Source organism: Psychrosphaera sp. F3M07, assembly GCF_018860345.1.
GTDB classification, from domain to species: domain Bacteria; phylum Pseudomonadota; class Gammaproteobacteria; order Enterobacterales; family Alteromonadaceae; genus Psychrosphaera; species Psychrosphaera aquimarina.
Map to the genome: position 1 here is coordinate 602,260 of NZ_JAHKPJ010000021.1, position 20,737 is coordinate 622,996.

Here is a 20,737-nt window from a genome sequence, read left to right on the forward strand (position 1 = left end):
TATTTATTCATTCATCCAAAAAGTTTACTTTTGCACTTGAGCTAAATTCTAATCCTGTTATATTCCGCGACGAAATAGAATAACGATTATGTGTGCATTAATATTATTAGTGTATTACATTTTGTTGGACTACTTTTTAATATGGTTACCTGGGGTGTTTGACAGAAAATTGTATCCCTGAGCCGATAATACTTTTACAGGAAAGTATTTTATTTGCTATTGCGCAAGCTCGACTCACTTCGGTGGGCAATCGAGAAGCCTACGGCAAAAATATATTTTCCGCCCTGAACACGTCGGTTGTTCATGGGTTAGGTTTTCATCGGCACCTTGGGTTCCACCATATTACTAATTATTTTTAAGCTCGCCTTAGTGTTATTTATACACAGCTAAATTCAATATATTGATAACGATTTCATTTCAGTATTAATCGTAATTAATCAGTTTATTTACACCACGATGAACCTGTAGAAACCGATTACTTAAAGAATAAACTTAGACACTAATTGTTCTAGTTCTTTTGAGTTTGCTTCTAACTCCAAACACAGTTCAGCGGCTTCTTCCATTTTTTGTTTATTTTCACTGGCCGTGTCTGAAATAAGCACCACATTTTCATTAATCTCACCGGTTGCTAAGGTTTGCTCTTTTGTTGATGAGGCGACTTGATTATTCATTTCTGTTAACTGCACAATCTCTTCAGCAACCAATCTAAAAGTTTCACCTGTAGTGACTAACCTAACTGCCGCATTTTGGGTTCCTTCACTGCCAATTTTAATTGCAGCAACCGCATCAGACGCTTTATTTTGCAATTTAGCTATCATGGTATTAATTTCTTCCGTTGACTCCGCTGTGCGTTTCGCTAGCGTTCTTACTTCATCTGCTACTACAGCGAAGCCTCGCCCTTGCTCTCCGGCTCTTGCCGCTTCGATAGCTGCATTCAGAGCTAATAAGTTGGTTTGCTCCGATATGCCTTTAATAACATCTAACACATGAGTAATTGATTGTATTTCATCTGATAACTCATTCACTGAGTCAACCGAATGATTCATTGATATTTCTAATTTATTCATTTGTTCAATGGTTAATTGCACAAACTCACTACCCGAGTTAGTTTTTTCTTCTGTTTCGTGGGCAACGCCAGACGCCAACTCAGCATTTTCAGATATTTGTCTGACGGTAGATTCCATTTCATTAACCGCTGCGGCAACGGTTTGTGTACTATGAGATTGGTCATCGGCTAATTGCCTTGAATCACTGACCTTATGAGCAACATTATCTGCTATTAACTTTACTTGCTCACTCGCTGAAGAGACACGTTTGAACATACTGTGTAACTGGTCTAAGAAAATATTAATTTGAGCCGCGAGTTCACCAACTTCATTTTGATCTGTCACTTGTATTCTGGCAGTAAGATCACCGTCTTTTTCAGTCAAATTGACTACTGAACTGTGTATCGAACGGATTGGTCTAAATATTTGTTTTGCTAATAAGTTTACCAGCACAAAACCGATGCCAGCTATGATCACTCCAAAGATAATATTTTGGAAAATAGCAGATTCAATCGCTCCAAATAATTCTTGTTTTGGTATTTCAGCCACTAAATTCCAATCTAGTGAATTTAATTTAATGCTAGATCGGATATAGTTTTCATTCTCAATCTCTACCGTATTAAGACCTTTCGATCTTGTTGCTGCTAAATCAATTTTATTGCCGATTAAGGTTTGATCTGGATGCAAAACGATCGTGCCTTGCTCATCAACTAAATAAACAATACCTGTTTTGGCTATACGATAACTTTTGATTAATTGGGTCATAGCATCAAGCGAACGACCTACTCCACCAATGGCGACAACACGGTTATTCACCGAGATAGCATAATTGATAAATACAGCCGCTTGCCCTAAGTTTTTATCTATATCAACACTTAAATCGAACTGCTTATTTGAGTTTAAAAAATCATAGAACCAAGGATCTTCGCTGCGGCTAACTTTTCGAACAATCCCCTCATTGGTGTAATAATTAGAAGATTCACTCGACACGATAAAGGCAGTGATAGCTTCATTATTCGATTTATTATTTAAAAGGTATTGGGTAAATTCTTGAAGTTTACTTTCAGGTTCACCAGCGGCTATCCAATTAATCACCATCGAATTGGTTGCAATTGCTTTAGCGGCTTCAATAGGGCTAGAGAGTTCTAACTCAATTGCATTTCTGACTTCAGATAATGCGGTGGGTAATTCCGAGTTTTCTAATTTTGAGGTTAAAAATGATGTAATTGAGGATGAGAATAAATATGTTGAAATGATTAGTGGTAACAATATCGCAGTCACTAAACTTAAATACACTTTCTGCTGCAACTTCATTTTAAATACCTATCAAATTTCTTTCTTTATATATCGGCACTGTATAAAAAAAGTTCACCTTTAATTGAAATATGATAGTTAAAAAATGAAATTATACTAAATAAGTTAACTCCAATGGTGTATATGCTCAACTTTGCCATTATGCAGGATAATTTCGCCCTTTTTTGCACTAATACCATCCGCACTGTAATTTAAAATAAAACTAACTTTTAAAATTAGCTTTTTTTCGTATCCTAATTTCCAGCTTTGCATTGGTACCGATAACAATTGCAGGTGATAACGTTGGCAGTAATTTTTTGCTGATGACTCTGCAATTTCAGCTAATTTTCTAAACTGCAAAAACATAGCGATAATGCCTATAAAAAACATCATCAGCCATACGGTGGTTAAATCAAACATGGATCAGTTCCACTTCTTTATCATTATTGTCATGTTGATGACTCGGAGATATTACCTGCTGATAGCTAGTAACTTTATCTAATGAATTTGCATCATAACCTTGGCTAAGTCTCAGAAAAGCCTGATAACCTAGCCAAATGACAACCAAGAAACACGACGCGATAGAAAAAGCATAAAGGTATTTTAACAACCTTATCCTAGGTTTAACCTTTTTCGACTTTGCCTGTCCATCATCAATCGCTTTTGTAACCAAGTTATCGCTCCAATTAACCTATCTGAGTTAATCCATTCATATAAGGAACTAGAGCATCAGGTACCGTAATAGTGCCATCTTCATTTTGGTAATTCTCTAAAATAGCAACCAATGTTCTGCCTACTGCTAAACCAGAGCCATTTAATGTATGTAATAACTCTGGCTTTTTAGCGCCCTTAGCTCTAAAACGGCCTTGCATACGGCGAGCTTGGAAATCGCCCATGTTGCTACATGAAGAGATTTCACGATAGGTGTTTTGTGCTGGTAACCATACTTCAAGATCGTACGTTTTGGTTGCTGAAAAGCCCATATCACCTGTACATAAGATTACTTTTCTATATGGCAGGTCGAGTTTTTGTAAGATTGTTTCGGCGTGATTTGTTAGCTGTTCCAACGCTTCATTTGAATCTTCAGGTTTAACCATTTGCACTAATTCAACTTTATCAAACTGATGCTGACGAATTAACCCTTTGGTATCACGACCATAAGAGCCCGCTTCTGAACGGAAACATGGTGTATGTGCGGTTAATTTAACGGGTAACTCAGCTTCATCATAAATGACATCACGAGCAAAGTTGGTTAATGGTACTTCTGCTGTTGGTATCAACGACAACTTACGGCTGTCTTGTTCACCTTCTTTATCCGTTTGACCAGAGATAGGTTTAGTGTGAAATAAGTCTTCTTCAAACTTAGGTAATTGCCCCGTACCTTGTAAGCTTTCTGGATTCACTAAATATGGCACGTAGGTTTCTGTATATCCGTGTTGCTCTGTGTGTAAATCAAGCATAAATTGTGACAATGCACGGTTTAATCTCGCCATTTGACCACGCATAACCACAAAACGAGCGCCACTTAATTTAGCCCCCATTTCAAAATCTAAACCTTTGCTAAGTGCTTCACCTAATTCAACATGATCTTTAACAGCAAAGTTAAATTGTTTAGGTGTGCCCCACTTTAACACTTCAACATTATCATCTTCATTTTTACCCACTGGCACTTCAGCTTGAGGCAAATTAGGCACTTGTAAAATGATGGTATCAATTTCAGATAAAAGCTCAGATAACTCTGCTTTAGCGGCATCTAGTTTGTCACCCAAATCAGCAACAGTGGCTAATAAAGGTTGAATATCTTCACCTTTGGCTTTGGCTTGACCAATAGATTTTGATTTAGTATTACGTTCGTTTTGTAATTCTTGTGTTGCACTTTGTAAGTCTTTACGGCGAGTCTCTAACTCGTTAAGTTTTGCAACATCCAATTCAAAGCCTCGGGTAGCCAAACGACTTGCAGCTTCATTTATGTCGTTACGAAAGAACTTTGGATCTAACATTTTTAATAACCCTTTAACTAAATTTTTATAATAAACTCGACAAACTCAAGTTCAGATTAACTGTGTTTTAACATATACAGTTGCATTCCCAACCAGGCGGCAAAAATACAAACCACTACATTCAAAAATATATTCAATACGGCCTTAAACCATTCACCATGTTGTAATAACAACAAAGTGTCTAAAGAAAACGTAGAAAAGGTGGTAAACGCACCTAACAAACCAATTCCAAATAGTGAGCGCCAAGGCAAGTCGGACATCATACCATGTTCAATTACGCTAAATAAGATCCCCATGAAAAATGAACCTATTACGTTAACCAGTAGAGTTGCATAGGGGAAACCTTTGCCTAACAGACTGATCATTAACAAAGTAACGCCATAACGCATACTTGCGCCTAACGCCCCGCCCAAAGCAACAAATAGGAGATTATTCATGTTTTTCATCCACTACTTTGAATAATTTAAGCATTGGCATCCAAGTCTTTTAAATAACGTAATTTTTCTGCAATTTTTTTCTCTAAGCCTCTATCCACAGGTTGATAGTACTCAGTACCTGCCATTTCTTCTGGCAAGTAATTTTCGCCAGCAGCATAGGCATTAGGTTCATTGTGGGCATAGCGGTATTCAGCACCTCGCCCCATTGATTTCATTAATTCAGTTGGCGCATTAGTTAAATGCATAGGAACATCATAACTCGGTAAACTAGCTGCATCACGCTTTGCTTGGTTGAATGCCATATAGACGGCATTACTCTTAGGCGCAGCCGCTAAATACAGAGTTGCTTGGGCAATCGCTCGCTCGCCTTCTGATGGGCCAACTCGATGAAATATATCCCATGCATTTAATGCAACTTCCATCGCTCTTGGATCGGCATTGCCGATGTCTTCTGTTGCTATGGCTAATAAACGACGAGCAACATATAAAGGGTCGCCTCCGCCAGCTAAAATACGACAATACCAATATAAAGCGGCGTCGGGGGCGGAACCTCGAACCGACTTATGAAAAGCAGAAATAAGATCATAAAAATGATCGCCACCTTTATCAAAGGTCGCCATCTGATTGCCTGTGGCTTGTTCAATGATATCATTGGTAATGACATTATCTTCTGCGACTAAATCACCACACAGCTCTAAATAATTTAATAATTTACGTCCATCACCACCGGCTAAACCGATAAGTAAGCTCCGATTTTTATCCGATAAGTTAAGCTTTAAACTTCCAAGGCCTAACTCAGTATCGGATAAGGCTCTTTGAACTAATGCGATCAGATCATCTTCATCTATGGCTTTTAATATATAAACTCGAGCACGAGACAATATAGCGTTATTTAATTCAAATGAAGGATTTTCAGTTGTCGCCCCAATGAAACTAACCGTACCGTCTTCGATAAACGGCAAAAAAGCATCTTGTTGACCTTTATTAAAACGATGTACTTCATCGACAAATAATACGGTTTTTTTACCGGTTTGTTGTAGACGTTCTTTGGCTCGTTCAACGGTTGCTCTAATTTCTTTGACACCGGCACTGATAGCAGAAAGTTTTTCTACTTCTGCATCGCAATATTGTGCAATAAGCTCAGCCAATGTTGTTTTTCCAGTACCAGGAGGTCCCCATAAGATCATTGAATGACAGCGTTTGCCTTCAATCATTTTACGGATGGCTTTACCTTCGCCAACCAAATGTTTTTGTCCAACATATTGGTCTAAGGTCAACGGGCGCATTCGAGCGGCTAACGGTTTAGTATCAGCCGGTGAAAAATCAAAACCTATATTAGTATGGTGAGACAAAATGAGTCCTATTTACCCGGCTTAGTCTTTACTGGACGTTGATCATCGATTTCGATATCAGCAGGTATATCAAAGTTAAAATTAACATTTAATTTCTTTTTAAACGCTTGTTTCTTTAACTCATATGAACTGGTCTGTTGGGTTCGATCGGTAATAACTATTTCTTTTAATAAGAAGTCATCAAAATAAATCGCCAATTGGCTAACTTGTGAATTATTTTCATTTTTAGGTTTAACTAAAAAACCTGACTCCAATTTAGTAATAGTAAATTTATTCCACACTTCATCTTGTTGCGAAACTAGCAATGCAAAAGGCGTAGTGGCCACTGCATCTTTTGCATCAAATATAGACACTTGTTCTAAAAAAGGATTAAACCACCACAAGGTGTCACCATTAGACATCAACAACTCTTGTTCAGGTGCGACAATTTCCCAAATAAATTGACCTGGTTGTTTAAACACTAACTGACCAGAAGCACTGTGTAGGACGTTATTATCGGTATCTTTAACTTGTTGATTAAACTCAGCGGTAAAACCATCGTAATCTACAAGTAACTTTCTAAGCTCAGTTTCTACCGGCTCGGCAATAAGTGTAAAACTGCTGATTAAAGCAAATAGTGTCACTAACTTAGATATTTTCATGGATTAAAATTCTTCTTCATTGTTTTTAACTGGTGGCGGCGCTAATACTTCTCGCCCCCCATTATTTGCAGCTCGACTTACAATACCCATTGTTTCCATTTGCTCTACGATACGTGCAGAACGGTTATAGCCAATGCGTAACTTACGTTGAATACTTGATATTGATACTTTGCGCGTTTCAGTTACAAAGGCAACGGCTTCATCAAATACTGGATCAATCTCTTCGCCATCGGCCATTTCTGCAGCTTCACCAGGTAACATATTTTCATCTGTCATCTCACCTTGAAGAATTTCAGGTACATAATTTGGTTTGGCTTTCGACTTCCAATCTTTTACCACGGCATGTACTTCATGATCATCAACAAATGCACCATGAACACGGGTTGGTACACCAGAACCTGGAGGCAAATACAACATATCCCCCATCCCTAATAAGTTTTCAGCACCTTGCTGATCTAAGATAGTTCGAGAGTCAATTTTTGAGGACACTTGGAATGCCATTCTTGTTGGAATGTTTGCTTTGATAAGACCTGTAATTACATCAACCGATGGACGCTGTGTTGCTAAAACTAAATGGATACCTGCCGCACGCGCTTTTTGCGCGATACGTGCAATCAACTCTTCCACTTTTTTACCTACGATCATCATCATGTCAGCAAATTCGTCAATAACCACGACAATAGCAGGTAGCTTTTCAAGTGCAGGTTGACGGTCAGACATTTGCTCTGACTTAACCCAAAGAGGATCTAAAATAGGCGCTCCATCTTCAATGGCTTGTGCCACTTTTGCGTTATAACCTTTCAAGTTACGCACACCTAATGCAGACATCAGTTTGTAACGACGCTCCATCTCACCTACACACCAACGTAATGCGTTAGCGGCTTCTTTCATGTCTGTTACTACTTCAGATAATAAATGTGGAATACCTTCATATACTGATAATTCCAACATCTTAGGATCTATCATAATCAAACGCACATCTTCAGGTGTTGATTTATATAACAAACTCAAAATCATGGTGTTAACACCAACAGACTTACCAGAACCTGTTGTCCCCGCCACAAGTAAATGTGGCATTTTTGCTAAATCTACAGTGACCGCTTTACCCGCGATATCTTTACCTAACACCATAGTTAATGGTGAGGATGAATTTTGGAAACCGGCGCTGTTCATTACTTCTGATAAACGCACTATTTGTCGATGTTTGTTTGGAAGTTCTAGACCGATAAACGACTTGCCCGGGATAACTTCTACCACTCGAACACTTAATGCCGATAAAGAGCGAGCTAAATCTTTAGATAGTGTGGTGATTTTACTTACTTTAATACCAGGGGCTAAATCTAATTCAAAGCGGGTAATAACTGGACCTGGGAATACACCTACCACTTTAGCTTGAATATTAAAGTCTAATAGTTTCGCCTCAACCAAACGAGATACAGCGTCCAATTCTTCTTGCGAAACTGGATTTTCAACTTTATCCGGTCTATCTAAAAGATCTAGAGAAGGTAATGTGATTGGTTTCACTTCTTTAACTAATGGGGGTAAGTTTTCTACTACATTGGTATCACGCTGAGGTGCACGTTGATGTGCAGCTTGCATTCCGTCTAACGCGCCTTTGATGTCATCATCGTGTAACTCATCATCCACCCCTGAATAAGTAGGCTGTTGATCGTATTCATCAAATGAAATCGGCATATCATCATCAAGGGAGATTTGATTTGCTGCTTTTACGATATTTGAGCCTTTAGTCACTGGCTCAATTTGCGCGTCAACCATTCCGGCCGCTTGAGAATCGACTAAGTCAATTTTACTATCATCGATTAACTCAGGCGCTGTTGATCCTATGTTACTGCTTTGTTCTTTGATTTCCGCCGCACCAAAAAACTGGTTTAATAAAGATTGTGAGTTATTGCCTTCTAATTTATCTGGTATTGATATCGCGGGCATCTCGTCTGCAGGTTCAACTGCAGCAGTATTTAATTCAAGCGCAACTTCACTTTCAGCCACCTTATTAGCAGCCACATCACTGCCCTTCTGCTTATTGTCTTTCGCATTTTGAATGGCATTCCGTAATTTTGCATAGATAAGACTGCACATAGCTATTGTATATTTACCTAACCCATCGACGACACGGATCCAAGAGACACCAGTCATTAATGTGATCCCGATAAGCACAAAAACTAATAACACTAAGGTCGAACCAGAAAAGCCAATTACAGGTAATAATAAATACGCGATAACGTCACCAATGATGCCACCAGAGGAAAAATAATAAATATCGTCGAAGTTAATGCTACTTAGTGCGGAGCTACCAATAATGAATAAAAAGATACCAATTAACCTTAACCCTAAAGCTAAATAGTCTATCTCTATCAAATTATGGAACTTGCGGAATAATAACCATCCTACTAAGGACACGGCCACAGGGACAAAAAAGGCTAACCAGCCAAAGGTAAACAATAATATATCTGACAACCAGGCACCAAATGCACCTCCGCCATTTTTTATCAATTCGTAATTGCCGGTTTTACTCCAGCTAGGATCAGCGGGATCAAAGGTAAATAAAGTAATTAAAATATATATCGCGATAAGCCCAGCTATAAATAAGCCTGCTTCTAACAATCGCTGAAATCCATTTAACATATTCGGTTGGCTGTCTGTCAAAATATACTCCGCACTCAATTTTTGTTTTTATATGAAATATTCATTTTGAGGCTGCAAAACTTTACCAAATTTAATAACAAGAATCATTGCGTTTGTGCTCTTTTGCTTAATTAATTGGTTATTATCTAATTGAATTTGTTCAACGTTTAAATATTAATCGGTATTGCCGTATTAGACTTGACCTCTTCCATCACAACATAGGTTCTACTTGCACTAACTGAAGGTAATCTTAATAAGGTATCCCCGAGTAATTTTCGATAGGACGCCATGTTTTTAACTCGGGTTTTTAATAAATAATCAAAACTACCAGAAACTAAATGGCATTCTAATATTTCACTAAACGAACTCACGGATTTAGAAAACTCTGAGAACACATCTTGTGCGGTTTTTTCTAGCGTAATTTCTACAAAGACTAATAACGACGCCCCCACTTGTTCGGCATTAACAATTGCTTTATAGCCTTCAATAACACCTTGATTTTCAAGACGTTTCACCCTTTCTAAACAAGGGGTTGGGCTTAAACCAACTAACTTGGATAATTCGACATTAGAAATTCGGCCATTTTTTTGTAACTCGACTAAAATGTTTTTATCAATTCGATCTAGAGTTTTATTCATATATAGACTCAATTTTTTATATATAACAGAATAATATCCTGTATATAACGAAAATACAGTATTTAATATTGATTACTTACTACTATACTCGCCGAAAATAAAATACACATTACATAATGTTTGTCACTCGCAAATAATACAAAGAAGGTAGGTTTAAAATGATCGTTGGTGTACCTAAAGAAATTAAAAACCATGAATATCGTGTAGGTCTTACTCCTGCGGCAGCAAAAGAATTTGTTGCTCATGGCCATCAAGTTATTGTTGAAACCAATGCAGGTACTGCTATTGGCTTTACTGACGAGCAATATGTAGAAGCAGGAGCAAGTATTATTGCAACCCCTGCTGAAATATTTGCTACTGCTGACATGATAGTGAAAGTAAAAGAACCACAGCCTAACGAATGTAAAATGTTACGCGAAGGTCAAACACTATACACTTACCTTCATTTAGCCCCTGATGCGACACAAACTGAATTATTAGTTGCTTCTGGCGCGACATGTATCGCTTATGAAACGGTAACGGACCACACTGGTGGATTACCTTTACTTGCACCAATGAGTGAAGTTGCTGGACGTATGTCTATTCAAGCTGGTGCGCATCATTTAGAAAAAGCACAAGGCGGTAGCGGAACATTATTAGGTGGTGTACCTGGTGTAGCACCGGCTAAAGTTCTTGTTTTAGGTGGTGGTGTTGTTGGAACCAACGCAGCAAAAATGGCATTAGGCATGGGTGCAGATGTTACGATTTTAGATCGTTCATTGCCTCGTCTTCGTCAATTAGATGATATCTTCAACGGTACCGTTAAAACAGTATTCTCAACGGTTGACGCGATTGAATATTACACAGCAAAAGCTGATCTTGTGATTGGTGCGGTATTAATTCCTGGTGCTGCAGCACCTAAATTAATTAACAAAACCCACATCGCTTCTATGAAGCCGGGTTCTGTTGTTGTTGACGTTGCAATTGACCAAGGTGGTTGTTTTGAAACAGCTAAAGCAACGACGCATCAAGATCCTACTTATGTAGTTGATGACGTTGTGCATTACTGTGTGGCTAACATGCCAGGTGGTGTTGCTCGTACTTCAACGATGGCATTAAACAATGCAACTTTACCATTTGGTTTAGCCCTTGCTAATAAAGGCCCTAAACGTGCAATGTTAGAAGACAAACATTTGTTAAATGGCCTTAACGTTCATAAAGGTAAAGTAACCTATAAAGCGGTTGTTGATGCATTAGGCGATAAATTAAACTTAGAATACATGGATGCTGCTGAAGCATTAGCACTTTAAGTTTGTTTGATTAAACGAGTGATGTAATTACTCGTTTTAATGATCCCGTAGCACACTTGTTTATAAGCACTGTGCTACGGGATTTTTTTATGTTTGTTAAAGCGTTTAATTACAGATCTTGTTGGATCATTTGTTTAATTTTCACGGCTTTTTCAAAATGGTCTAATTTGTGAGTCATTATCCACCAAGTCGCCACTTCCATTAGTAATTCTGGATCGTCGTTTTTATTGGCAAAAAATGCATAAAATGACAAACCAACATTTGTGCCTTTAGCTGCTATTTTTTTATCACATACATCTATAATTTTTTGCTTCATCGCCACTGGCATCTTAGTCGTTTTCATCATCCGTCCTTGTTTTATTCTAATATTGTTTATATAAATTTAAGACATAAAAAAAAACAGGCATTTAACCTGTTTTTTTTAACGTTTTATCAAATTTTTCTGAAAGACTACTCTTCGATGAACTCAGGTTCAAAGTCATCTTCATCAAATTCACTTTCTTGTATTACGCGAATACCCGGCTTAGCTAAGATCTCAATATAAAAAGCGGTGGCACCACCTTCAACGGCAGTATCAATTGATTTATTGATCTCACTTAATTTAATGACTTCAGCCGTATCTTGAGTTAATCCAAATTTAACATCAAAATCCCAAAAATCGGCACCTTTAGGAATCTGTTTGTTGCGCTCTCTTCTTAGATATTTTTTAACATCATGTTTAACTGAGTCAACCATACGTGCTGGTTTAATTTTTTCGTGTGTAATTTCAAATGTTTTTCTCATGATATTCCTAAAAAGCTAACGGTCAGAATAATAACTGACTAATTGGCGTGCATGATACGCGAATTAATTGTAAAAGGCATGACTTTCCATACCTTAACTAATACTAATCTTGATAAAAGATTGGTATGACCTCAAATACGACAAAAAGGCTAAATACCGTTTTTTTATGTTGTTATTTAACACCTAACTCGCGTAAACGTTCTTGCAAATAACTGTCTGCGGTATAACGTTCCGATAATACCACCTCGGCTTTTGGGTGCAAAAATAATGGTAATGAAATACGAGACTTAGTTTTATCTTGGCCTTCTGGATTGATCACTCTATGGATAGTAGAAGGATAATAACCACCAGATGCTTCTTGCAACATGTCACCAATATTGACAATTAAACATCCAAAGTCACCCGGTACATCATACCAAGTCCCATCTTTTAACTGCACTTGTAAGCCACTTGCATTGGCTGCAGGTAAAATAGTTAATAAGTTAATATCACCATGTGCTGCAGCTCTTATCGCGCCAGGTTCTTCATCACCTGTAATTGGTGGGTAATGTAAAATACGTAATAACGTACGTTGGCTTTGTGCAATCATCTCAGATAACGCTATCGAGAATTTTTCTGATACATCTGCTGGCGAGTGTTTTTCGACCCAATCTAATAAGGTGGCAGCCAGTGAATTTGCTTGTTCGTAATAATCAGATAATTGTTGCTTTAATTCTGCAGGAACTTGACCCCAAGGGTAATAATGAAAGTATTCTTTAATGTCTTTTAAATTATTGCCTTTTGCCGTTTCAGAAACAGTAGTTGGAAAAAAACCATCTTGGGTTTCTACATTAAATTTATAATCAAATTTTTCGTCAGAGGCAAAGAAACCAGCCCAATTTTCATAAATAGATTCAAGTAATTCTTTTTGAATAGGATGATTTTTTAATACGCCAAACCCAGTGTTATGTAATGACGTAACAAACTCTTGAGCTGCGTTTTCAGCAGTATAATCAACAACAGATAACATAATATATTCCCAACTAAATTAACCTGCGAATTATAGAGGTTAATAAGTAAAAAGTAACACTAATATTGAGAAAGCTGACATTTAAACGGGTTTCAACTGTAAACTATTATGAATCGATAAATTAATTTAGTTTATAAATGTTGGGGTTCCACTTTTCCATTAAACTTGTCGGGTTAGCGGATTTTGTAAAACCGAATTGTTGATATAGTTGATGTGCATCTTTTGTCGCCAACATAAAACGTCTTAACCCTTGTAACTCCGGATGTTGAATAACAGCTTCCATCATACGTTTACTTAATCCTTTCCCTCTGTGTTCTGCTAAAACAAACACATCGGCTAAATAGGCAAAGGTAGCTTTATCTGTAATAACTCGAGCAAATGCAACCTGGTGTTGATGATCTCCATCTTTGGTATCGGTCATAAATATGCCAAAACAAAGTGAATGCTCAATCGCTAATTTTAAAGTATCAAATGGGATATTATCGGCCCAATAAGACTGGCTAATAAAAGAATGGATTAATTTTATATCCATATTTTCACTACCCGTTTTTAAAACGTATTTATTTTCCACCTAGTTTCCTTATCAACATACCCAATATTGTACTTACGCTTTAGCCCTGAACCATTTCACTTTATGGCCAAATTGGAACAAACCTAATCCCAATACCACAAATCCTCCACCGACTATCAATAGCCAAGACAAATGTTCGTCATTTAATAAGATGCCAAGTCCTGTTGAAATAACTGGGGTGATCATGACCACTAATGCCACTGTACTGGCTGGCAATTTTTGCAGAATAAAAAAATAGGCTAAAAATCCAATTAAGGAAGCAAAAACCCCTAAATACAGAACCGCAGCTATCGCTCTTGGTTGCCAATCTTGGTAATTTACTTGCCCGTCTGCAACCAACCAAAATACGAGAAAAAACGGTAAACTCACAATTAACGAACCCATGGTTGTTGATAACGGATGAATTTCAATGTCCACACTTTTAACCAAAACACTACTTAAACTAAATAACAATACCGCAATAAAGACATAACCAAGACCAAGTAAACTGGTTGCGCCAAAAGTTACATTTTCACTACAAACAATAGCTAAGCCGGATAGACTAATTAATAAGGCCACTTTTTTCAGTAAAGAGAATTTTTGTTCAAATAGTATTTTTTGCGCCAATAAACCGGACAAAATAGGTGCAATACCAAAGGTCAACGACATCAAGCCTGAAGATATATGCCGTGCCGCTAAATAACAAAACAACATGCCAATAGCGACGGATAAACTGGAATACAAATAAATACGAACGGCTTTTAGGGTCCACTGTAACTTAACTTTTAATGCCACCATCAACACTGAGCCAACACAAATTGCAACGGTCATACGCATTAATAATGAAAAAGTTGGGCTAATAGATTCACTACTCCAAACTATACCAAGTGGCGTAGTGGACCAGATAATGACAACAAGAAGAAAGGCAGCAGAGACAGGCATTTAGGTTCGATAATTTGATCATGAAAAACAAATTTTATCACGTTTGTATTAATTTAAAATGTCATTAAATCGCGCCCGTTATATTGATAAACACTAGCTTATTTATCTGCAATGTAATCGATACATCGTTATTGTTTTTTATTTAACAGAAAAACCAACAAAAACAGGGAATACCTAAGTATCCCCTGTTGTTCACTGCAGCTAACTTTTGTAAAGTGTAGCGGTTAGTTTTGTTCTATTTTATCTTGTGTTTTAAGATCAAAATCAGACGCATCATGACGTTCATGTAATTGCTGGTCTAATTCTCCCCAACTACGATTGACTTTGATTCCACGTTTAACCGCTTCTCTTTGACTGATTTGATCGGCCCAACGCACTAAGTTTGTATAAGACTTAACATCTAAAAATTCAGCCGCTTCATAAAGTCCGCCCTGCACCAATACGCCATACCAAGGCCAAATAGCCATGTCTGCAATAGTATAATCGTCACCGCACATAAACTGATTGTCCGCTAAATGTTTATCTAACACATCAAGTTGTCGCTTTACTTCCATGGTGAATCTTTCAATTGGGTATTCAAACTTTTCGGGGGCATAAGCGTAAAAATGGCCAAAACCACCACCTAAAAATGGGCCACTTCCAACCTGCCAAAATAACCAAGACAAACATTGCGCTTTTGCTGCCGGCTCTTTTGGTAAAAATACATCAAACTTTTCCGCTAAGTGAAGCAAAATAGCACCAGACTCGAATATTGGCGTATTATCACCGGTACTGTTATCCACTAATGCAGGTATTTTTGAATTGGGATTGATGGCAACAAAATCAGAGCCAAATTGATCCCCTTCCATTATATTGATCAAATAAGCGTCGTACTCAGCTTCTTTTATCCCTAATGCCAGTAACTCCTCTAACATTACCGTTACTTTCACACCATTTGGCGTAGCAAGTGAATACAATTGAAATGGATGTTTACCCTTACTTAATGCTTTATCGTGCGTTGCTCCGGATATAGGTCGATTTATATTGGCAAATTTACCGCCACTTTCACTGTTCCACTGCCATACTTTTGCTGGTGTATAGGTTTTATCTGACATACTTTGGATCCTAAATAACTGTTTTTGTGTTTCTCTATTGATGAGGATGATTGCAGTGAACTCAAGGGACAACAAGGAAAGTAAATCGCATTAGTTATACGAAATATATTTAATGAAATGAATGATTGCTTGAAATTATTTAACCCAAACCACGTTCGCCAAATGTATATTTTACATTAACATTAGAAACGGTGAGTCATGGTTTGACCTTATTTAGATTCCAAGCGCATTTCTGACGCAGCAGACTTAACCCAATAAGATTGTTTCTTCAGTTGTATCCTAGAACATAACCTGAATGAGCACCATCTGTGTCTACTTTTTCATATAACTTATTTTGTTCAGTATCTAAGGTTTGACTGGTGTTTCGATTCGATTTAAAACCATCACCTGGATAAGATTGATGTGAGTTATTGCTTGAATTTTTATATGAAGAATTACTTGGTTTATTCATAACGGTCACCTTTTATATCATTTTTATTAATCTCAATCGTGCTACCACGCACCAAACTGATGCAATTACCCTACCACGACTGGTTAAAAATAATACAACACACTGAACATTGTTTAATTAACAAACGTAAACAGTATGTTACAAATACTGATGACCGAGGATAAGAATGTTAATTATACAAATACGTTGGCTAAACGATAATAACCAAAAAATTGGATCAAAAAAGGCGGTAATAAACCGCTTTTATAAACATTATGTTTGCCTTCAAATTCAATAGATCATTTTCTATTAGCCAGATAAATCCTTACCCCTAACAAGGTGATCATCATCAACAATAAGAGACCAACAATTCCCATCACTTGATTAAAGCCTTTAAACGGTGACCACTGTAGATAGTGGATTTGGTATAACAAATTAATTAACTTAGTGTCTTTTCCGGTTTGACTTAACCTCAGGTATTGCCAATTTAATCGGATCTCAACCCCAGTGCTCGTTGTAGCATGCGCTTGATTGATATCAACAAGGCCACCGTATCTTTCTACATTGCTGGCGATAGCATCGTCTAACAGTAACTTAAATTGTTCTGATGTTGGCGGTGTTTTCTCAGTCATGGTAATCGGATCTAAATGTTGAGTTTCCCCATCAACCTTGACCAATAAATGGTGACCCAATATAGTTCTAACCAACTTAGCTTCTTGCCAATTTTCACTAGGGGTGATGGTTACGTTTTGTGCAAGTGGATATGTTTTTAATGAAAGTTGTTCGTAAGCACCTTGATAACCAGGCTTTATAAAAAATACGACACCGGTGAATATCCAACCAAGCATAGGCAATACTAGGATTAACCCTATAATTCTGTGTAACTTCCTGCTCTTCATCTATGAAAACCTTATTTATTGTTTCATTTAAATACTGGGAATCAATCTAGTCTTTACTGATATTTTTTGTCTTCATTTTAGTTAAAAGTTGATTGATCTCTCTTCGAACTGGAGCAACCACATCTGACTGATTCGCCAAAATAACGACAATAAAACCTGAATCTAAATGGATATCTAATCTTGCATCAACGCCTAAATATGCACCGCCATGGCCAACGACTCTATCATCTAACGTACCGCTAACAGAAAAACCATACCCATACCAAAAAGCAGAATTATACTGTGTCTTTGCACTATAAGCTTGTTCGGTCAACGTTTTCCCTAACAATTGGTAATTGGTTAGTGCAAGAGCAAATTTATGTAGATCACTAACGGTAGAAAAACCGCCTCCAGCAGGACTACCTTTTACCGCTCTGGTATAGGTACTATTAACCCAACCCTCACTGTGCGACCGTTTTAAATAGCCAATCGCTAAATTAGGCGTTACGCTATCTAGTTCAAAACTGCCTGATTTTGACATGCCAGCTTGATCATAAATATTCTGTTGAATGTAATCGTAATATGACAGCCCACTTACCTTTTCGACGATTAACCCCAACATCAACATGCCAGAATTACTATATCGATTTCGAGTTCCCGGCGAAAATAATAATGGTGCACCGGACACCAAAGGTTTGTAGGCATCTAAATCACGATAAATCTCTTTATTGCTGGCGTTAAAATCACTATTAAAAAAGTTACCTAGGCCAGATGTATGGGTTAATAGTTGTCTGACCGTGATCAATTCCACCTCACCTTCGGGTAACCAACTTTTATCTACAAATTGAACAAGTTTATCGTCAAAGTTAAGTTCACCTTTTTCTATCAGCTGCAGTGCCGATATCGCTGTGAACATTTTATTCATCGAACCTATTGAGAAACGAGTATCAACTTGATTTTTTTGTTTCCACTCTCTATTAGCAAAGCCAACGGAAGTTTTAAGTAAAACATCTTTCCCGTTAGCGACTAATATGGAACCAGAAAAAGCATCTTTGTCATTTAGCTTTTTAATAAATTTAAATAACTGTTGTTTTAGCTCAGAAAGTGTAATTTGTGGTGATAAATTTTCATTATTATCAGGGTCTTGTAAGCTAAAATAGTTGATTTTTTGGGGCAATGTTTCAGTTAGATTTATGGTTAACAGATAAGTTTGCCCATTATTTTCGGACACCACTACGGTTTGTTGATTATTTTCGTTGTTAGGCAAACGTTCAATTAATGTAAGTTTCCCATAGGTACTTTGACTATTTAAAAACACGCCCACATGTGCATCTATTCCATAACGTTCGACCCTTTCTTCAGACATATTGTTTTCAAGGTAATCAATCACAGCAACGCGATTTCCGGTGTTGAACATAGTTATAAATGTATCTGACACGACTGTTTGCGCTTTAACCACCAATGTACAACTTGTGATCAACACAAAAAGTAAACGTTTTAACATAGTTATCTCAAAATTATTGATGTGCAAATACCTAATATTAATCATTTTTGTCTAACATCTGTTTTCAACAATCTACGACCGTGTTTTAGTGCAGGTAAAATTAATATTAAATATTTTATAAGAGGAACAACAAGTTATCAGTTGTTACAATAAGAAACAATGGAATTAAAAAAGGAAAAGTCTTGCAATGGTAAGGCTTAAACTATGTTTTAATAATGCATACAGGTACAATACATCAAACCAATAAATAGGAACGAACTTGAGTTTTTCTTTTGAAACGACCTTCCAACTAAATAAAGCTTTTTATCACGAATGTTTTGAACAATCTGCAAATAAAACAACCGGCGTAAAAGCGTATACTAAAGCCTTAGTATTGTTGATCTTAGGGTTTGCCACTTCCGCTATCGGCCAGTTAGGTCACCTTTCTATGTTTATTATTGTTCTCTCGATTGTTGAAGCCATGAGTGTGTATTGGCAACAAACTTGGTGGGTATGGCGTCAACTGATCGCAAAAGAGTCAAACTCAGAAGTAAGTTTAACTATAGATGATGAAGGGATTAAAACGAACACCCCTTACCATCAATTAACATTAACTTGGTCTATCATTCATCAAATAACCTTGACGGAAAAAGGCTGTATTTTTCATTACGATAAAGGACGATACTATTTAAGTTTTTCTCACCTTAATGATGAAGCCGTTAATTTTGTAAAAGCCCATATCAACTAGATGAATTATAAACACCAACACTTTGTAGCCAATTAAATGCTTCTTGCAAGTCATCACAAAAGCGGCTTTCTACATTTGTTAATACCTCATGACTTGCTTCTAAAAACATTCTTTGAATTGATAAGCTACAAATTACAGCTTCATATTTTTGGTTATTCTGGTTCGCCCATTCATTTAACTCATCTATCTTTTCCCACATATCAGGTGTAGATAATTCCCATTGAGATAGGTCGACAAGGCAAGCCCAAGGTTTATCTTTTATCGTTTTAACCAGTTCTTTATATTCTTTACACATACGTACCACGGTTTCCGTATTCCAAGCATCAAAACACTTAACCACCAATGTTTGATCAATAACTTCCATTTGAAACGAACCATGTTCTATCATAAAAAATTACCATTAAATGACCGTAACTTATTAAATAAGTTAGCTTATTACGATTTTAAATCAACTAACGCTGTGCTTAAAAAGTAAATATTTAACGAACCTCACACTAAAATGTTTATTGTCGCAGCCCATTTGTCACACAGGCAAGTTAATTCATCAATTAGCTTGTCTGGGTTTTGTTCATTTACTGTTAACACTAAACTTTGACCATTAGCGATAATATCTTGGTATTCATACAATGAATATAAACAAGAAAAAAACACACTTCGGTCCTCTTCGCATTTAAAAATTGGGTTGGAGATCTTGATTAACATGTAATGATCCCTTATTGCCTGTTCAGCCACAAAGTGAATTTTTAATGATTAGTTACGTTTGAGCTTTGACAAATTGTATCGCTCGATATGCTGCCTTTCGTTATTTGCAAGTAAGCGGTATAAGGTAAAATTAGCGTATCTGCCGGTAGGCTGAAAAATATATCCCAGAACATGATGGCACTTCCTTGACCTCCATCCCCTTTCAAGATCATACAAAAGTCCAATGCCACACCAGAGTATACTCTTGGGATAGAACACTCATTACGACAAACGTCTTGTTTTAGCTCTTCTGGCGCAGTCCGGTCAGATGACACTGTATATATGGTACTGCACCCTTGTAGAGTCATCGTTAAACAAGCTAATAAAACCAATGTAAATTTCAAATTACTGTCCTTCAAGATATAAATAATGAACTGGCATCTAGTTTTTATTCCAGCTTAAGCCAATGGATAATTGATTTACTTGATGTAACTCTGACTCAGTCAAAACGCCATAAAACCTCGGGTAAGGCTCACCAACATTAGAGACACATGTTTTTAGTGCATTATCTGAGTCTAAACACGCTTGGTACGTGCCGCCTTTCCAATAATCAAAGTCATGTTTTTGGCAGCAAGAAAGCCACAAATTTTTCTGTTTAAATGTCCCGTCTGGAAATGCACTACATCCATCGCTGGTAAATGGTTTTAACGTATCTGCGGATATTGAAAAAGGCAAAATTGTGAGTAAAATTAGGTAAATCGATATTTTCATAAATTCAACATGCCCCCTTGTTTTCATTG

24 protein-coding genes and 1 other RNA gene are annotated in these 20,737 nt (G+C 37.0%); 3 read left to right on the forward strand and 22 right to left on the reverse strand.

The window, feature by feature from the left end; translation table 11 throughout:
* The first annotated feature begins 143 nt into the window (after positions 1 to 143).
* A non-coding RNA gene (gene ssrS, locus KO505_RS13265) (6S RNA) lies at positions 144 to 338 on the forward strand.
* A 141-nt stretch (positions 339 to 479) separates the two neighbouring features.
* On the opposite strand, the gene KO505_RS13270 is transcribed toward ssrS, so the two are convergent.
* The 9 genes from KO505_RS13270 to lrp all read right to left on the reverse strand — a co-directional run bounded on the left by KO505_RS13270 (position 480) and on the right by lrp (position 10,050).
* A complete protein-coding gene (locus tag KO505_RS13270; RefSeq protein WP_216055919.1) occupies positions 480 to 2,360 on the reverse strand; it encodes a methyl-accepting chemotaxis protein in 1,881 nt (626 codons plus the stop codon).
* Positions 2,361 to 2,465: 105 nt separating this feature from the next.
* Positions 2,466 to 2,759 (reverse strand): DUF3301 domain-containing protein, encoded by a 294-nt coding sequence (locus KO505_RS13275; RefSeq protein WP_216055920.1) that lies wholly within the window; start codon positions 2,757 to 2,759, stop codon positions 2,466 to 2,468.
* A complete protein-coding gene (locus KO505_RS13280) occupies positions 2,752 to 3,012 on the reverse strand; it encodes a hypothetical protein (protein ID WP_216055921.1) in 261 nt (86 codons plus the stop codon). Before KO505_RS13280 ends, KO505_RS13275 begins: the two co-directional genes overlap by 8 nt.
* Before the next feature lie 13 nt (positions 3,013 to 3,025).
* A complete protein-coding gene (gene serS, locus KO505_RS13285) occupies positions 3,026 to 4,339 on the reverse strand; it encodes a serine--tRNA ligase (protein WP_216055922.1) in 1,314 nt (437 codons plus the stop codon).
* A gap of 56 nt (positions 4,340 to 4,395) precedes the next feature.
* Positions 4,396 to 4,776, reverse strand: a complete 381-nt coding sequence (gene crcB, locus KO505_RS13290; protein WP_216055923.1) for a fluoride efflux transporter CrcB — start codon at positions 4,774 to 4,776, stop codon at positions 4,396 to 4,398.
* Positions 4,777 to 4,802: 26 nt separating this feature from the next.
* On the reverse strand, positions 4,803 to 6,062 hold the full coding sequence (locus KO505_RS13295; RefSeq protein WP_216056012.1) for a replication-associated recombination protein A: 1,260 nt from the start codon (positions 6,060 to 6,062) through the stop codon (positions 4,803 to 4,805).
* A gap of 74 nt (positions 6,063 to 6,136) precedes the next feature.
* The gene (gene lolA / locus KO505_RS13300; protein WP_216055924.1) at positions 6,137 to 6,769 is read right to left on the reverse strand and encodes an outer membrane lipoprotein chaperone LolA; all 633 of its coding nucleotides are present in this window, start codon (positions 6,767 to 6,769) and stop codon (positions 6,137 to 6,139) included.
* A gap of 3 nt (positions 6,770 to 6,772) precedes the next feature.
* Entirely contained in the window at positions 6,773 to 9,412 is a 2,640-nt protein-coding gene (locus tag KO505_RS13305) for a DNA translocase FtsK (protein ID WP_216056013.1), read from the reverse strand.
* A 167-nt stretch (positions 9,413 to 9,579) separates the two neighbouring features.
* Positions 9,580 to 10,050, reverse strand: a complete 471-nt coding sequence (lrp, locus tag KO505_RS13310; RefSeq protein WP_216055925.1) for a leucine-responsive transcriptional regulator Lrp — start codon at positions 10,048 to 10,050, stop codon at positions 9,580 to 9,582.
* Positions 10,051 to 10,208: 158 nt separating this feature from the next.
* On the opposite strand from lrp, the gene ald reads away from it, so the two are divergent.
* Positions 10,209 to 11,339 carry an alanine dehydrogenase gene (ald, locus tag KO505_RS13315; RefSeq protein WP_216055926.1) on the forward strand — a complete coding sequence of 377 codons (1,131 nt, stop codon included), beginning with the start codon at positions 10,209 to 10,211 and terminating at the stop codon, positions 11,337 to 11,339.
* Positions 11,340 to 11,448: 109 nt separating this feature from the next.
* On the opposite strand, the gene KO505_RS13320 is transcribed toward ald, so the two are convergent.
* The 9 genes from KO505_RS13320 to KO505_RS13360 all read right to left on the reverse strand — a co-directional run bounded on the left by KO505_RS13320 (position 11,449) and on the right by KO505_RS13360 (position 18,529).
* On the reverse strand, positions 11,449 to 11,682 hold the full coding sequence (locus KO505_RS13320) for a DUF6500 family protein (RefSeq protein ID WP_371820000.1): 234 nt from the start codon (positions 11,680 to 11,682) through the stop codon (positions 11,449 to 11,451).
* A gap of 107 nt (positions 11,683 to 11,789) precedes the next feature.
* The gene (locus KO505_RS13325) at positions 11,790 to 12,122 is read right to left on the reverse strand and encodes a DUF6172 family protein (RefSeq protein WP_216055927.1); all 333 of its coding nucleotides are present in this window, start codon (positions 12,120 to 12,122) and stop codon (positions 11,790 to 11,792) included.
* Between the two features lie 172 nt (positions 12,123 to 12,294).
* Entirely contained in the window at positions 12,295 to 13,134 is an 840-nt protein-coding gene (locus KO505_RS13330) for an isopenicillin N synthase family oxygenase (RefSeq protein WP_216056015.1), read from the reverse strand.
* A gap of 118 nt (positions 13,135 to 13,252) precedes the next feature.
* Positions 13,253 to 13,702: a GNAT family N-acetyltransferase gene (locus KO505_RS13335; RefSeq protein WP_371820001.1), complete on the reverse strand. Its 450-nt coding sequence runs from the start codon at positions 13,700 to 13,702 to the stop codon at positions 13,253 to 13,255.
* 33 nt (positions 13,703 to 13,735) lie between these two features.
* On the reverse strand, positions 13,736 to 14,623 hold the full coding sequence (locus tag KO505_RS13340) for a DMT family transporter (RefSeq protein ID WP_216055928.1): 888 nt from the start codon (positions 14,621 to 14,623) through the stop codon (positions 13,736 to 13,738).
* 224 nt (positions 14,624 to 14,847) lie between these two features.
* A complete protein-coding gene (gene yghU / locus KO505_RS13345) occupies positions 14,848 to 15,717 on the reverse strand; it encodes a glutathione-dependent disulfide-bond oxidoreductase (RefSeq protein WP_216055929.1) in 870 nt (289 codons plus the stop codon).
* Between the two features lie 268 nt (positions 15,718 to 15,985).
* Complete coding sequence (locus tag KO505_RS13350; protein WP_216055930.1) at positions 15,986 to 16,168, reverse strand: hypothetical protein; 183 nt, start codon at positions 16,166 to 16,168, stop codon at positions 15,986 to 15,988.
* A 278-nt stretch (positions 16,169 to 16,446) separates the two neighbouring features.
* Complete coding sequence (locus KO505_RS13355) at positions 16,447 to 17,046, reverse strand: PepSY domain-containing protein (RefSeq protein ID WP_216055931.1); 600 nt, start codon at positions 17,044 to 17,046, stop codon at positions 16,447 to 16,449.
* Positions 17,047 to 17,092: 46 nt separating this feature from the next.
* Entirely contained in the window at positions 17,093 to 18,529 is a 1,437-nt protein-coding gene (locus KO505_RS13360) for a serine hydrolase (RefSeq protein ID WP_216055932.1), read from the reverse strand.
* A gap of 259 nt (positions 18,530 to 18,788) precedes the next feature.
* Between KO505_RS13360 and KO505_RS13365 the strand changes: the two genes are divergently transcribed.
* Positions 18,789 to 19,256, forward strand: coding sequence for a hypothetical protein (locus KO505_RS13365; RefSeq protein WP_216055933.1), 468 nt, complete (start codon positions 18,789 to 18,791; stop codon positions 19,254 to 19,256).
* On the opposite strand, the gene KO505_RS13370 is transcribed toward KO505_RS13365, so the two are convergent.
* From KO505_RS13370 to KO505_RS13385, 4 genes are all read right to left on the reverse strand, one after another.
* On the reverse strand, positions 19,249 to 19,644 hold the full coding sequence (locus KO505_RS13370) for a hypothetical protein (protein WP_216055934.1): 396 nt from the start codon (positions 19,642 to 19,644) through the stop codon (positions 19,249 to 19,251). The two genes, KO505_RS13365 and KO505_RS13370, sit on opposite strands and share 8 nt — an antisense overlap.
* 101 nt (positions 19,645 to 19,745) lie before the next feature.
* Complete coding sequence (locus KO505_RS13375; RefSeq protein WP_216055935.1) at positions 19,746 to 19,907, reverse strand: hypothetical protein; 162 nt, start codon at positions 19,905 to 19,907, stop codon at positions 19,746 to 19,748.
* 92 nt (positions 19,908 to 19,999) lie between these two features.
* Positions 20,000 to 20,341 carry a YceK/YidQ family lipoprotein gene (locus tag KO505_RS13380; protein WP_216055936.1) on the reverse strand — a complete coding sequence of 114 codons (342 nt, stop codon included), beginning with the start codon at positions 20,339 to 20,341 and terminating at the stop codon, positions 20,000 to 20,002.
* 37 nt (positions 20,342 to 20,378) lie between these two features.
* Positions 20,379 to 20,708, reverse strand: coding sequence for a hypothetical protein (locus tag KO505_RS13385; protein ID WP_216055937.1), 330 nt, complete (start codon positions 20,706 to 20,708; stop codon positions 20,379 to 20,381).
* Positions 20,709 to 20,737: the final 29 nt, after the last annotated feature.